General features: G+C 63.3%; 12 protein-coding genes and 2 pseudogenes. 5 read left to right on the forward strand and 9 right to left on the reverse strand.

Annotation, left to right across the window (positions count from 1 at the left end):
- Window positions 1-2: 2 nt before the first annotated feature.
- Entirely contained in the window at window positions 3-938 is a 936-nt protein-coding gene (locus ACWGLC_RS12580) for a complex I subunit 1 family protein (protein WP_017836399.1), read from the reverse strand.
- A complete protein-coding gene (locus ACWGLC_RS12585; protein WP_007626389.1) occupies window positions 931-1,644 on the reverse strand; it encodes a hypothetical protein in 714 nt (237 codons plus the stop codon). The genes ACWGLC_RS12580 and ACWGLC_RS12585 overlap by 8 nt, the downstream gene beginning before the upstream one ends.
- A gap of 15 nt (window positions 1,645-1,659) precedes the next feature.
- Here ACWGLC_RS12585 and ACWGLC_RS12590 point away from each other — a divergent pair, with 15 nt between their 5' ends.
- Window positions 1,660-2,109, forward strand: a complete 450-nt coding sequence (locus ACWGLC_RS12590; RefSeq protein WP_187352317.1) for a hypothetical protein — start codon at window positions 1,660-1,662, stop codon at window positions 2,107-2,109.
- Between the two features lie 95 nt (window positions 2,110-2,204).
- Here the strand turns inward: ACWGLC_RS12590 and ACWGLC_RS12595 are convergent, their stop codons facing one another.
- Entirely contained in the window at window positions 2,205-2,549 is a 345-nt protein-coding gene (locus ACWGLC_RS12595; protein ID WP_007626392.1) for an NADH-quinone oxidoreductase subunit A, read from the reverse strand.
- A gap of 413 nt (window positions 2,550-2,962) precedes the next feature.
- On the opposite strand from ACWGLC_RS12595, the gene ACWGLC_RS12600 reads away from it, so the two are divergent.
- The 3 genes and pseudogenes from ACWGLC_RS12600 to ACWGLC_RS12610 all read left to right on the forward strand — a co-directional run.
- A complete protein-coding gene (locus ACWGLC_RS12600) occupies window positions 2,963-3,196 on the forward strand; it encodes a heavy-metal-associated domain-containing protein (RefSeq protein WP_235027278.1) in 234 nt (77 codons plus the stop codon).
- 264 nt (window positions 3,197-3,460) lie between these two features.
- A pseudogene (locus ACWGLC_RS12605) lies at window positions 3,461-3,649 on the forward strand (response regulator); the annotation flags it as partial.
- A pseudogene (locus ACWGLC_RS12610) lies at window positions 3,642-4,565 on the forward strand (sensor histidine kinase); the annotation flags it as partial. The pseudogenes ACWGLC_RS12605 and ACWGLC_RS12610, both read left to right, overlap by 8 nt.
- A gap of 42 nt (window positions 4,566-4,607) precedes the next feature.
- On the opposite strand, the gene ACWGLC_RS12615 reads toward ACWGLC_RS12610, so the two are convergent.
- On the reverse strand, window positions 4,608-4,874 hold the full coding sequence (locus tag ACWGLC_RS12615) for a hypothetical protein (RefSeq protein WP_067715495.1): 267 nt from the start codon (window positions 4,872-4,874) through the stop codon (window positions 4,608-4,610).
- Window positions 4,875-5,124: 250 nt separating this feature from the next.
- The gene (locus tag ACWGLC_RS12620; RefSeq protein ID WP_253002064.1) at window positions 5,125-5,460 is read right to left on the reverse strand and encodes a histone-like nucleoid-structuring protein Lsr2; all 336 of its coding nucleotides are present in this window, start codon (window positions 5,458-5,460) and stop codon (window positions 5,125-5,127) included.
- A 1,125-nt stretch (window positions 5,461-6,585) separates the two neighbouring features.
- Here ACWGLC_RS12620 and ACWGLC_RS12625 point away from each other — a divergent pair.
- Entirely contained in the window at window positions 6,586-6,846 is a 261-nt protein-coding gene (locus tag ACWGLC_RS12625; RefSeq protein ID WP_182654034.1) for a helix-turn-helix domain-containing protein, read from the forward strand.
- A 242-nt stretch (window positions 6,847-7,088) separates the two neighbouring features.
- On the opposite strand, the gene ACWGLC_RS12630 is transcribed toward ACWGLC_RS12625, so the two are convergent.
- The 4 genes from ACWGLC_RS12630 to ACWGLC_RS12645 form a co-directional block, all read right to left on the reverse strand.
- Window positions 7,089-7,448, reverse strand: coding sequence for a hypothetical protein (locus ACWGLC_RS12630; RefSeq protein ID WP_132064158.1), 360 nt, complete (start codon window positions 7,446-7,448; stop codon window positions 7,089-7,091).
- Window positions 7,445-9,409: a hypothetical protein gene (locus ACWGLC_RS12635; RefSeq protein ID WP_253002063.1), complete on the reverse strand. Its 1,965-nt coding sequence runs from the start codon at window positions 9,407-9,409 to the stop codon at window positions 7,445-7,447. The genes ACWGLC_RS12630 and ACWGLC_RS12635 overlap by 4 nt, the downstream gene beginning before the upstream one ends.
- On the reverse strand, window positions 9,406-11,043 hold the full coding sequence (locus tag ACWGLC_RS12640) for a hypothetical protein (RefSeq protein WP_132064156.1): 1,638 nt from the start codon (window positions 11,041-11,043) through the stop codon (window positions 9,406-9,408). The genes ACWGLC_RS12635 and ACWGLC_RS12640 overlap by 4 nt, the downstream gene beginning before the upstream one ends.
- Window positions 11,044-11,150: 107 nt before the next feature.
- Window positions 11,151-12,659 carry a tyrosine-type recombinase/integrase gene (locus ACWGLC_RS12645; RefSeq protein ID WP_452100210.1) on the reverse strand — a complete coding sequence of 503 codons (1,509 nt, stop codon included), beginning with the start codon at window positions 12,657-12,659 and terminating at the stop codon, window positions 11,151-11,153.
- Window positions 12,660-12,687 lie beyond the last annotated feature (28 nt).

Below are 12,687 nucleotides of genomic sequence, written 5' to 3' on the forward strand. Positions count from 1 at the left end.
GCTCAGCCCTTCCAGACCACGACGAGGGACACAAGCAGATCCTGGGCCACGACGGCCGGGAGCAAGACAGTCCAGCCGATCTCCATGAACCGATCCGGTCGCAGCAGCGGAAGTTTGCGCCGCGCCCACACCAGAACCGTCAGCACCAGCGCTGTCTTGACCAGCACCCACGCCCAGTCGGGCAGGACGGGCCCGGCACCACCGCCGAGGAAGAGCGGCACCGAGAACGCCGCCCCGGCGGTGAGGAACAGGTAGCGCCCGGCCTGCAGGACCAGCCGATCGACCCCCGAGAGTTCGGCCGTCACCCCGCCGACGATGTCCGCGGACAGGGCCGGGGCGAATGGACCCCATACAGAGAAGCCGGTCACGCCGATCAGGAAGACCAGGAACGCCACCGGCATCCACACCACAAACCACACGCCGTCCTGCGCGGCCGCGACGTCGCCCACCGCCAGACTGCCGGCGGCGATCGCCGGGGCCACCAATGCGAACATCAGCGGCAGCTCATAGGCCAGCCCGTGCGCGAGGAAGCGGTAACCGCCCACCAGACCGTGGATGGAGTTGGCGCCCCACCCCGCCAGCCAGACCAGGGCCCACACCATGACGTCGACGGCGTTGAACCACACGACTCCCACGTCGAGGTCCGCCAGTGTCCAGCGGCCCAGCGGGATCACGGCGATCATCAGGAACGCCCCGACCAGCATGCCCGCGCCGCCGATCCGCCACAGCAGGGTGTCCGCGGCGACCGTCGTGCGGCGACGCTGCCGCAACAGACGGGCCGCACGGGCCAGGGGAGTGGGCCCGCCACGACCGCCGCCCCGCGCCGGCGACGAGAGCACCCCGTCCAGCGCCACCGCGAACAACGCCAGCCCACACAGGATCACCCCGGCCAGCACGGCCCACCCACCGGACACGGTCGTCACCACGGTCTCAGACATGCCCCACCTCCCGGACGGCAGGATGCGAGCCCAGATCAAGGCTCGCCACCGCCAAGCGCACAGTGCCCAGCTCCAAACCGGTCACCAGGTCCGGCACCACCGCCCACGGCACAGTTAGTTTGTCCGCAGATTCCTGCGCTGAGCCGCCATCCGCCCGGTCCGGCGTTGCGCCGCCGACCTCGACGCGGATCCGTTCCAGTTGGGCCAGCAACCGGTCGTGGGCATCCCCGAGGCAGTGCCCCGGCAAGCCGTGGCGCTCCAGATCGGCCGGGCCGAGCGGCAGCACGCCCCGCAATGACCAGCGCAGCAGCCGCGACCTGCGAACCTTCCGGTGCAGACGCTCGACGGCGTCACGGGCGGCACCGGGATCGCCCGTCAGAATCCCGTCCCGGGCACGGCGGGCGCAGTCCGCCAGGTCTTCGGCACCGGCCAGTGCCAGCAGTGCCATGACCTGATCACATTGGGTCACCGTGGCAGACGCGTGGTCCGTGGGCCGACCGGGTGCTCCGGCCCTGTGCTCCGTCGCGTCGATCACCGAGGCGGTGGCGTCGACGACAACGTCCCCCTGTAGCGAGCAGTGCAGCACGAGCCCGGCCGGCCAGAACGGCAATACCGGACCGAGCGGCAGATGGAGAACATCCATCTCCAGGCCGTCGCGGTCCTCCCCGCCTTCGGCCAAGGGAATCCCGGCGGGAGCCATGTCCATATCCCCGTGGCCTTCATGGCCCTCGTGCCCGCCGTGGTCTGCGTGGCCCTCGTGGCCACCATGCCCGCCATGGTCTTCGTGGCCCTCGTGCGCCTGGCGATCCGCGTGCTCTTCGTGGTCCGAGTGTCCACCGTGGCCCTGGTGTTCCTCGTGTCCTTCGTGACCCACGTGCCCTTCGTGCCCTTCGCCATCAGCATTGTTCGCGTGATCGGACATCGAGGGCTCCTGCGCCCGTTCGCGGGCGTCGGTCCGGTGATGGGAAGTGTCGAGCAGGAGCGCAGTGGCATTGTCGAGGGCGGGAACCACCGCTCCGGGCGAGGCGATGCCGATGCGCACCCGAGGGCCGGGCATCTGCTCCCAGAGGCGGTTCGCCAGATCCGACAGCTCAGGGCCCGGCGCACCACACACGACGAGCACGTCCCCCTGAGCCGGACTACTGGCTATCCGCCACCCGCGACGGAGTAGCTGTTGCTCAAGCTCCATCCGAGTCGCCCACTGGCCCGGGGCCTCGACGACGAGCACCCGGGTGGCCTGGACGGCGAGGCGGGCGAGAAACGGGCTCAAGCCCATCGGAATGCGCCTTCTCGCCGTGCCCAGGCCACGGCGACTAGCAGGGCACCAAGGAACAGGAACATCTCCACCACCGCAGAGAGCCCCTTCTCGATCACCACCACGGCCCACGGGTACATAAAGAGCATCTCGACGTCGAAGGCCAGAAACACGATCGAGGCGAGGTACCAGCGTGCGTGGAACCGCGACAGGGCGTGCTCCTGCGGTGCCCACCCGGATTGGGCCGGCAGGACTGTCAACGGGTCGGAGGTAATGCTGGCCACGCGGTGGAGTGCATAGAAGAGAGCAACGACAGACAGCGCCACCAGAGCCACGGACACGATCCCTGAGGACATGACGGTCTCTCCCCTTTCTCGCGGTCGAACATCGAGGCCGGTCGCTGAGCGGTGGGAGTCACCTTAACGGATTACCGCGATCGATAATCTCGTTCCAGCTCGGCGGTCAGCCGTGACCGGGGCCGGCTCCGCAGAGCAGCAGGAAATGATGGGCGCTGTAGGGCACCGGCAGAGGGTGCTTTCAGGGGCCAGTCCGAAAACCGCGGTTCTCCGAGCCCGATCGACCAGCCTCGGGCAACGTGTCCTGGGGCGCCCACCTCGCTCCCTCGGTGCCAAGGTCAAGATCTCGTGAAGAAACCTGACGACTCGAATCATGTACCCACCGGGGGTATATGATTCTGGTGTGGGATCGCCCCACGGCGTTCGGCGAAAGGATTAAGACGATGACGGCCACCACATACCAAGTTCAGGGGATGACCTGCGGGCATTGCGTTTCATCCGTGAAAGCCGCTGTTGGTGCATTGCCCGGCGTGATCGGCGTCGAAGTCAACTTGCAGGCAGGAAGTATGACAACGACCGGAACCGCGACTACCCAGGCCGTATCCCAAGCCGTGGCCGACGCCGGATACGCGATAGTCTCCGCAGATCAGACGGTCGGTGTCTCCTTGCCCATGGCGAGTGGAACGGGTGGCTGCTGCTGCAGCTGACGGTTGGCCCATTTCGGCCCGATGACGCGATGAACCACGTTCTCGAGCGAACACAGCATTGGCCGGGTGGGCACCCTCGCTCACCCGGCGCTCGACTTCCAGCCGCAAGTCATTGAGAGATGTCCGGGTCGGCATGTGGCCCGCGCGCGTGTGGCCCATATGGTGGCGCCGAGGATGATGGGGGACATGAACTCTTCTGCCCGTGCGCTCGGAACGACAGAAGTCGCCGCACCGACGCCACGTCCGGCCACGGGCTTGCGGGCGATGGTTGTCGAGGACGAGCAGTCTTTGGCCGATGTCGTGGCCACCTACCTCGAACGCGAGGGCTTCGAGGTGACGATCTGCGGCGATGGTCTTCAGGCGGTGACACTGGCCCGGCAAATCGACCCAGACGTCATCGTCCTTGACCTTGGCCTGCCCGGGCTGGACGGGGTGGAGGTCTGTCGAAGCATTCACGGCGTCCATCATCGTGGCGTGGGGGTTGGCGGTGACCATCGCAGTGTTACTGGCGCTGCTGGTGAGTTGGTATCTCACCCGGAGAGTTCAACACTCCGTCACCGCCGTGACCTCCTCGACTGCCGAGATCGCCAGTGGACGCTACGACACGCGGGTCGTTAGCCCAGGCCTGGGCCGCGAGTTCGACGATCTCGCCGACAGTGTCAACGAACTCGCCCGACGGCTCGACGCCACCGAGACCACCAGACGCAGAATGCTGGCCGACCTCGGACACGAAATGCGCACACCCCTTGCCACACTCGACTCCTACCTCGAAGCCATCGACGACGGCATCCACACCTTCGACGACGACGTCCGAACCATTCTGTGGTCGGCTACTCGGCGGCTGGAGAGACTCGCCGCGGACATCGTCGACGTCTCCCGCGCGGAAGAACACCTCACCCGCCTTCGCCCCAGTCCGACCACTACTCGGACGCTGGTCACCCGTGCGGTCGACGCCGTCCGAGAACGATACGAGAACAAGGGAGTCCAGCTACACACCCACGTCGACGACGCACCGGTGACGGTGGACACCGACCGCATCGGACAAGTGCTGGGCAATCTCCTGGACAACGCACTTCGCCACACCCCCGCCGGCGGCACCGTCACCGTCATCAGCGGGCAGGTAGGGCGCCGCCACGTCGAGATCACCGTGTCGGACTCCGGCGAAGGAATCGCCCCACACCACCTCGACCACCTCTTTGACCGCTTCTACCGAGCCGACACCTCACGCGGCCGCCACAGCGGCGGCAGCGGTATCGGCCTGACCATCACTCGCGCACTCGTCGAAGCCCACGGAGGGCACATTCGAGCGCACAGCGACGGGCCCGGCCAAGGTGCGAGCTTTACTGTCGAAATTCCAAAGCCGGACTAAAGACGACTCAGGTGGCCGCCGGGCCGAGGGGGTCAGGGGCGGTCATGCCAGTACGCCTGAGAATCCGTCGGTGGCGTCGAGGTAGCCGACATCGCGCAAGGCCGCCTCGAGAACCCGGACATACGGAAGATGCAGTTCGGTAGCCATGCCATCGAGAGTCGCTCGGGCCGGCAGGCCGCGCAGACCGCGGGTGCGCCACAAGTACAGATTCTGGCGGGTGATCCCGATTCGGCGGGCCAGCTCGGCCTCACTGACGCCGTAGGTGTGCTTGTGAGCATCAATGAGCTCGACCAGGCGAGAGGTCTCCATAGTCCCGAGTATTCGCCTGCGCTGAGTATGTCGTCAAGTAGTAGTGGACGCTCTCGACAAGTACTACTTTACATAACGTCTGGTTACCGGTGTCGTCCCGCCGCCAGTCGGAGAGGGCGCCCGCTGGCTCGACCTCGTCAATGTGTCAGCGCGATTCTGTGGCTGGGACGAGCTGGACTGGAGCCTGCGAGTGGAAACAAAGGGTCCTGCCTCGACTTGAGGCAGGGCCCTTCCTTTTTCTTCGGCTAGTTCAGTGAGCGGCGTCGCACGCCTCGACGATGTCGGCGGGGATACGTCCACGGTCAGAGACCGTGTGCCCATTGGCGTTCGCCCACTCGCGGATCGCTTTGGTGTCGGTGCGCCCGCCCGAGGTGCGGGCGATCTGCTTCTTCTTGTCGCCCTTCACTCTGGTCGCCGCTGACCGGAACGGTTCGATCGCATCATCGAACAGAGCGGCGTTTTCGGCGCTCAGATCGATGCTGTAGCCCTTGCCGCGGTAGCTGAACTTAATCGACACGGCCTCGTCTCGGTCTAGTTCCTTACCGTCGAAGTCGTCGATGAAGACTGCGGAATATACGACTGCCATTGTTCTCCCAAAGATTGTCAAGGTGCGGGACTAAGTATCCACACTTGACGATCTTGGTCAATTTTTCAGCAAGCTAGGAGTGGCAATAAAAACAGCTTCCCCAGTATGGCCAGTGGGCTATCTCACAGCTTGGCGATATCTGGGGTTGTTCCGCACGTCCTCGGTCGGCTTAGTGCTGCTGAACGGTTTTTTGCGGACGGTCGGCAGCAGCGTTGTCATCAGACCACTTAGAGCGTGCCGGCAACCGGAAACTCACCACATGCCGGTTATGGTTCCCAGCATCTCTTCCCAATGCCGCAGCGGCAGCAAGTGGCCCTCGTCCCGGTAGAGTTATTTCGACAAGCGGGGTTCCGGCGTGTGTTTGTCGCTGGGTCATGATTCCTGCCGGGCTCGGTGCAGTGTCGCGTACATAGCCAGCACGTTATTGACGCGAGGCATCGTAGTCGAGATCCGACCACGCATACGGCAGGGGTGGAGGTCGTTTAGAGGGGATTGCAACGTCAGACACTGAGATGAGGTTCGGCGCCGCACCAGACGGCGTTCGTATCGTGTGGTGGCCGACTCCGATCAGTTCGGTGCGCCGTTGTGCGACTGCATGTCCCACCAAGGTGAGGCGATCTCCGAATGATGAGACCTCAGCGCGGACCACTGCCCCATGTCTGACGGTGGCCGGCGAGCAGTTTGTGCTCGCAACATCAATTAAGTCCGCCCGTTCAGCCCAGATATTTAGCACGCGGCTATTAGGGGACTTGCCCCCGGTCGTGATAAAAGCCAGTCCCACTCTCAGCTCATTTGTCACGGCAGAGCGGTGAATTGGGCCGAACACACTGTAAACACCAAATATCGGGCTACGGAATTGAACTGTCCATTGCTCGCCCTTCGAGTGCGCCTCGATCAAGCTCAACATCTGGTGGACCGGGCGCCGCTTCGGCGGCCGGAGCGCGGGTAGCGGGAGTGGCGAGTGCACCAAGGACCTCGAGACGATCGTAGCGAAACCGGACACTAGTGTCCTATAGTATCGCTGAGGGGCCCTCGGGTGCCAGAAAGGGTCGTGCCGGTCGCTCGACACGGTCGATCGACGGCGATAATGGGCCTGTGCCTATCTCGGATCACAAGTTTTCGCCCATGGAGCTGCGGGAGAGGGAAGTCGTGCGCCGAGCCATCGGAACGGTCGTAGCCCGGTTGCGGAAGGCGGCCGCGCTCTCTCAGGTCGAAGTTGCCGAACAGGCGAACATGAGCGAGAGAGAGCTTCGACGGATTGAAAAGGGAGTCGGCGGAACCCCGCTGGATCGTCTATGGCCTCTAGCCCGTGCGATAAATTCAACGCCAGAAGAAATCGTGCTTGAAGCGCAGAAGCTCATAAGCGCCGACCCAGAACTCGGCTGAGAATACTAATGGGCCAGCCGCGACTCGTTTGATAGGCCGACCCAGTGGCGAGATTTGGCATGGCTGTAGAGATTGACGATCGTGGTCTGCACCCACCAACAACTTTCAGCTAGAACAGTCAGTACCACTGACGGCTAGGCTGTTCACTCCGTCGCGGCCTCCGGCAGGTTGCAGGGCGAAATCCTTGGGCTGATTGTTCGACACGCGCTGGTAAATAATTGGTTGACCAGCCTGCGTGGTGCTCAGGGTGGCGGCACCGATGTGAGACTTGGCGAGGGACGGTAGGTGAGGGCCGCGAGCGTCACTTGCGCGGCCAGCACCTCGTTGAGGGCTTTGAGTTCTTGAACTTCGGCCGTGAGAGACTCCACCTTTTCCGTATTGTCATTTCGGGTTCGGTCTCTATTTGCAGATTGATAAATTTCGATGAGTTCTTTTAGGTCGAGGTGTTTGTGGGTAAGCGCCGTTCGTGCGAGACCAGCTTCCTGGGCTATCGCTTTGACTGATAGCCGTCCCGAACTACTTTCGGATTCACCTTTCAGGGTCCGAATGAGCGCGGCAATGAGTTTGTCGCGTTCTTCTGCATCATCACCGCGTCGGGTCATGAATTGTTCTCTCCTTGTTCGTGTCGGGTGATTTCCTTGGTAAGTTCGTCCGCGATTTGCTGGTTGCGCGCTGCCAGCGGGGCGGGTAAGTAGTCGATTTCAGCGAGTAGTTGGTCGCGTTGCCGCGTCTTCTCTTGGAAGTGGCGGTCGAGCAGGGCGATGTTGGGGCAGCCGCGTTGGCAGTTGGTGAGGTCTGGTGTCCCCGAGTCGCGGTTGGTAGTTCGGGTGGGGTGGCAGAGGGCGGTGGCGGCAACGTACGAGCAGACGTTGTGGGCGTGCCCGTTGTCGTGAATGAGAGTGAGTCCGGATCGTTTGAAACGCTCGAGTGCTGCTTCGGTTTTGACCTCGCCAGCGAACTCGGCAGCAAAGGCGGTGACGCCATCACGGACGCGATTCGCGGCCGGGCCGCTAATGGCAGATCCGCCTTCGAGTTCTTCGGCGAGTAGCGTGAGGTCGTCCCAGGAGCCGAGGAGGGCGTCTAACTCCACTACATCGGGGAAGCCGGACTCCTCGCGCCCCGCGTAGCCGAGGGAGACGACGCTTTTGACGTGCCCGTACTGGATGCCGAGCGCAATCTCACCGCCGGGCTGGTTGGCGATGTGGTAGGCGAGCGTGCGTCGGAAGCGGGTGGTTCCGATAAGCAGGCGAGCGGCGTCACCGGATTGGTTCTCGGAGAGGATGCTGGTCGGCCCGGAGATTGGAACGACCGGGTCTCCGTTCTGGGTAGCGTGGGCGTTCCAGAGCGTGATGAAGCTGCCGAGACTAATACCTATGGAGGACGTGGTGGCTACTTCGCCTTGCCGCTGTTGGCCTTCTCGTGGGCGGCGGTTCCAGGCGAACAAATATGGGGTGTCTGGTCTCGCGAGCTGTTCGAGCGCCTCAATCGCGCGGGCGGCGGGCTCGATGGTCACCCACGGCTGGTCGCGTTGAGCACCTTGACTGAGTTGATCACCGTACTCGTCGCGGAGGCCCTTGAACTCGCGGCCGACGATTGTGTACTCAGCTGCGGCGCTGGCATTGCTGGTGACTGGGTTGTAGCGGAGGCAGCCGCGTTGAAGGTGCAGGACCTCTTGGGGGCGCATGCCGGTGAAGTAGGAGATGAGCACGAACGCTGCCGACCGCACGCTGCCTGCGTCGTAGGACTGGAGCCAGTTGGTGGCGTCCTTCCATTGTCGGGCGTTCTCGGCGGAGAGACGGCCCGGTGGGAGCGTGATCCCTTGCGCCGTGAACCATGTTTCAGCGGTCTTCTTAATGCCGCGACGCCCGACGGTGAGTGTGCCGTCGAGATAGCCGCTGATGACGGTGTGGGCGGCAACGATGAGCGCACTGATCGCCTCAGGGTGGAACGGTTCGGTTTTGTTCTCGTACTCGACTGGGGCAGGACCGAGCCACCGGCTATATTTCGCCGAGAACCATGAGGGTGCGGTGAACGCGTAAGGCGAGGGCAGGTCGACATTGTGGGCCCACAGTCGCCCTAGGTGGACTAGTTGCGCAACCTTGTGTGAATAGGCGCAATCCTCGCGTGCACCCACGTGCTCGCCGTACTGGGTCCAGTCGTCGGTGGTGAGGTCTGCGATGCTACTGAGTCCGTGTGCGTCGATCCAGTCCAGCAACAACTTCATGGCGTGGAACATATGGAGGGCGGTCCCGGCGGATGGGAACCGAGACTTCATAGACGTGGTTCGACGCTGAGTTTCCGTATTGAGGACGTTGTAGAGGTAAACCTTCGCCGCTTCGCGATGACGGGGCCGAATGGCAGCGAAGTTGATGTTCAATGTGATCTGGTTCTCGGAGAGCGAGAGGTAGTGGAGCGGCCACACGTCGTCGCCGAAGACTGGCTCCGGTGCTGCTTCGGGAGTCCGGTGGTGACGGTTGGCGAAGAGTGGACTGGTCAGCAGCGGGACGACCGGCGTGAGCCCGACCGTCCGAGTCGCAGCAGTGTTGACGGCGGGGTTGGTCATGTGTCCCAAGTCCTATTCATCAGTCGATTGACCTGGTCCCGGTCAGTATCGGTGACATCAGCGCGGGCAGCGAGGAGGTCGCTGTTCGAGAAGTGCCGATTGGGGACTAGCAGCGAGGCGATGCGGGCATGATGAGCCGCGAATCGCGAGTCCCAGAGGTGTGCTGGCGTGACAGCGCGCAATCCCTCCAGGTGGTCGTGGAGGGCGACGACTCGAGGGAGGTGTCGCTTAAGGACCACCGCGTTCGTACACGCGAAACAAGTCAGGAAGGACGCGCGGCACGGCTCATGAGTGTCGGGAGCATGCTCGTGGTCAACGCAGGCCGAGGCCACTGTGTCGCGCGCACCTGAGTTCACGTCCTCAAGCACGCCGCGGAAATCCGTAGGGAGGTCGTCGACCGTCGCCGCACCGTTCACGACTCGCGCCTGCACGGCGTGGAAATGGTCTTGAAGAACAGTGGCGATGACTGGCTGCACGGCCTTCTTCACCGTCGGATCGTTGAGGTTGTAGTCGATGTTGGTGTTGAGGCTATGACCTTGCGGATGAACTTGTGTGGCGAAGTAGGATCGCAACCTGATAGGAGTTGCAAAGTCCAGTTCGGGGTGTTCACCGCGCCAGGCCCTGAGGTATCTCGCTATCGTGTGGGTATTCGCGTCTACCAGCACGGTGAGCGGGACTGGTCGCGCGTTCCTACCGATCGCATTTACTTGGCCCGAGAGGGACACGAGCACCGCGTCAGTGGGGTAGCCCACCTCTTGTAGCGTGCGCCGCGCCCCGTCGGTGAGTTCGAGAATCATCTGAATCAGGCGGGCTTTGGATCGAGGGCCGTTGTCGGTGTAGGTCTCAGTCCACTCGCTGACGACGCCCCGTCGCGGTTTGGTGAGCCTGACGCGAAGATGGAGCGGTTCACTGCCGTCACGGGCGTCCACTCGGTTGACGTCGCTCACGCCGAGAGTGAGGGCGGTGCCGAGGTTCCAGCCGCAGGTGATGATCAATGCGAGGAGCGCGGCAGCGACTTCGGCGGGAGTCGGGTAGAGGTTCTCCCACAGCGGAAAGAGCGTTCGGTTATTGGTTCTCGAGTTCGGGTAAAGCCTGCGGTACACGCTCGGTGGCACGCGCCGCTTACTCGGGCTCCCGGGGCTGCGGTCTGCTACATCGCCGGTGCGGGCCACCTCGTCGAGGAACTGGGCGTACTCGTAGTCGGGATGGCGGTCGTCATACTCGCCACGCTGATAGGCGTCGACGACGTCCCAGCCATGCTTCACACGGGTGAGGGCATCACGCACGTTGTTGACACAGGTGAGTCGTAGCAACTCGATTTCCTCATCGGTCAACGCGTCGTCAGAGGCCTGCGGTTCCGGTCGCGGCGCAGTCGTCGATTCAATGACGTGTGCGCACTCCGCGCTGATGCCGGGAAGTGTGGGCAGGATGACTCGAAGAATGCGGTGCCGTCTGTAGCGAGTGTAATTGGTCCACAACATCAACCGTTCGCGGTACATCACCCCAGTCAGGTCACTGGCATTGACGACGCCGAGGTCGGAGAAGAACGCCCGGACTGCCGTCAGAGCTCTACCCGTCGTCGCTTTCGTGCCCCATGACCCCGAAGGCCCAGCCATGTCGATGAATCGTTCCATGAGTGCTTTTCGCAGGTTTGGTCCGACGTCAACAGATGTGAAATCGAGCTCGTAGGGCCGTCCGCGTGACGGGGTCACCCGGAGGCCGTCATTGACTGCTTCGCATCTCATGCGTCTGCCACCCGGTCGTCTAGGGCAGCGACCTGCGAGAGCGTGTGGTCGAGGGACAGCGGAGCACCCTCAGCGGCCCGCATGAACCACTCCCACTCCAGGGCCAGAACGGGTGCCAAATAGTAATTCCGAGTGGTCTCGACACTCCGGTGCCCCAGCAGTGTCTGGACTCGCAGCCAGATGTTTTGGCTGCGCACCATCGAGTCGAACGCGCCGGGCGTTAGTGCACCACGCTGGCACATTTCCATGTGTGCGGCGAGCGCAAACACATACAGCGCGAACGAGTGGCGAAGCATATGTGGATGAACCCGAATCGTTGTGTCATCGAGGACCGCGAGACCGGCCCCCCACGCGCCGCGAGAACCCGCCGTTCGGGCGGAAGCAGACTTGAAGACGGTGTTCCAGTTGGAGACGCCGACAGGCTTCCCGCCCGTCCCGAGCCACACCATGAGAGGACGCCGACGCCCCTCCTCATCCAGTGCGTACATGCGTGTGCGCTGGGCGAGCGTGAGGTCGTCCAGCCGCCACCAACGCTCTTCACCAGCCCTTGCGGGTCGGCTCACCAGGACCTTGGTCGGAATCCCTCCGCGGCGGGAAATCTCTTTCAGGATCAGCGGGTCCGCGTCCTGCTCGTAGATGCCAGACCGAAGGCCGAACGCCACCTCGACCTCACGCGCCCCGGTGACATATGACGTGATCGACTGGTGCGTCGCGCGGTCCAAGTACATCATCCGGCCCCGCGACGGGCTCCCTTTCGACAGCGAAGCTGGCACCCGCCCAGAGACCAGTCGCGTGCTGAAATCAGCGCTGGGAATCTCAAACGTCAGCAGCCCAGCACCTTCAGTTCGTCGCAGGCCAGTGTGGTAAAGCAAGTCCGCGTACGCGGTGTTCCTCTCACGCATCATCAACGATTCGCCGCGAGCTGATCCAATCCCCAGCAGGCCCTCGGACCGCCAGCGGTCGTACGCCCGGCGGGTCAGCCAGTTGACGTCCGCTGACAACTGTCCTTTGGTGGCATTGATCCGTCCCGACGGCACTGGATTGCCGGAGATAATTCCCAGACCCACAGCCACGTCGTAAAGCGAGCAAATGGCGACCAGGTTGCGAGCTAGCGTTGATGCAGATACCGGCTCCGCCGGAATATCTCGCAGATCATCATCGCCCGAGGCACCAAAGCGACGCCGGTCCATGAAATCGTTAATCTCAGCGCGGCGCACCGCAAGCCAGTCATTCCCCGGACCAAGCCATCTGAAAAAGAGCGCCACATCTGACGCATAAGCGGAAGCTGTATTGACGGAGTGATACCTCCGCGCCCACTCGGCAACCGCAGGATGAATATTCCCGTTGGCAGTCACCGGAATATAGAGGGGAGCCTTCCGGCGAAGAATCCCAGCCGCCTGGCTCATTGTGGATTCCAGCCACGCAGGCCGGTCAACCATGTCCGACAGCACGCTCAGACGAACGGTCTTCACCTGCGCGAGGTTCATGGGTTGCGAGACGGTCATGTCAGCCAGCGTAGAGCGCACCCAACAG

The sequence above is a fragment of the Dietzia sp. NPDC055877 genome, assembly GCF_053615975.1.

Bases quoted from the DNA above. Each gene is read 5' to 3' on its own strand.
- ACWGLC_RS12580 (WP_017836399.1), bottom strand. From the start codon at position 938: ATGTCTGAGACCGTGGTGACGACCGTGTCCGGTGGGTGGGCCGTGCTG.
- ACWGLC_RS12585 (WP_007626389.1), bottom strand. From the start codon at position 1,644: ATGGACATGGCTCCCGCCGGGATTCCCTTGGCCGAAGGCGGGGAGGAC.
- ACWGLC_RS12590 (WP_187352317.1), top strand. From the start codon at position 1,660: ATGGCCCTCGTGCCCGCCGTGGTCTGCGTGGCCCTCGTGGCCACCATG.
- ACWGLC_RS12595 (WP_007626392.1), bottom strand. From the start codon at position 2,549: ATGTCCTCAGGGATCGTGTCCGTGGCTCTGGTGGCGCTGTCTGTCGTT.
- ACWGLC_RS12600 (WP_235027278.1), top strand. From the start codon at position 2,963: ATGACCTGCGGGCATTGCGTTTCATCCGTGAAAGCCGCTGTTGGTGCA.
- ACWGLC_RS12615 (WP_067715495.1), bottom strand. From the start codon at position 4,874: ATGGAGACCTCTCGCCTGGTCGAGCTCATTGATGCTCACAAGCACACC.
- ACWGLC_RS12620 (WP_253002064.1), bottom strand. From the start codon at position 5,460: ATGGCAGTCGTATATTCCGCAGTCTTCATCGACGACTTCGACGGTAAG.
- ACWGLC_RS12625 (WP_182654034.1), top strand. From the start codon at position 6,586: ATGGAGCTGCGGGAGAGGGAAGTCGTGCGCCGAGCCATCGGAACGGTC.
- ACWGLC_RS12630 (WP_132064158.1), bottom strand. From the start codon at position 7,448: ATGACCCGACGCGGTGATGATGCAGAAGAACGCGACAAACTCATTGCC.
- ACWGLC_RS12635 (WP_253002063.1), bottom strand. From the start codon at position 9,409: ATGACCAACCCCGCCGTCAACACTGCTGCGACTCGGACGGTCGGGCTC.
- ACWGLC_RS12640 (WP_132064156.1), bottom strand. From the start codon at position 11,043: ATGGAACGATTCATCGACATGGCTGGGCCTTCGGGGTCATGGGGCACG.
- ACWGLC_RS12645 (WP_452100210.1), bottom strand. From the start codon at position 12,659: ATGACCGTCTCGCAACCCATGAACCTCGCGCAGGTGAAGACCGTTCGT.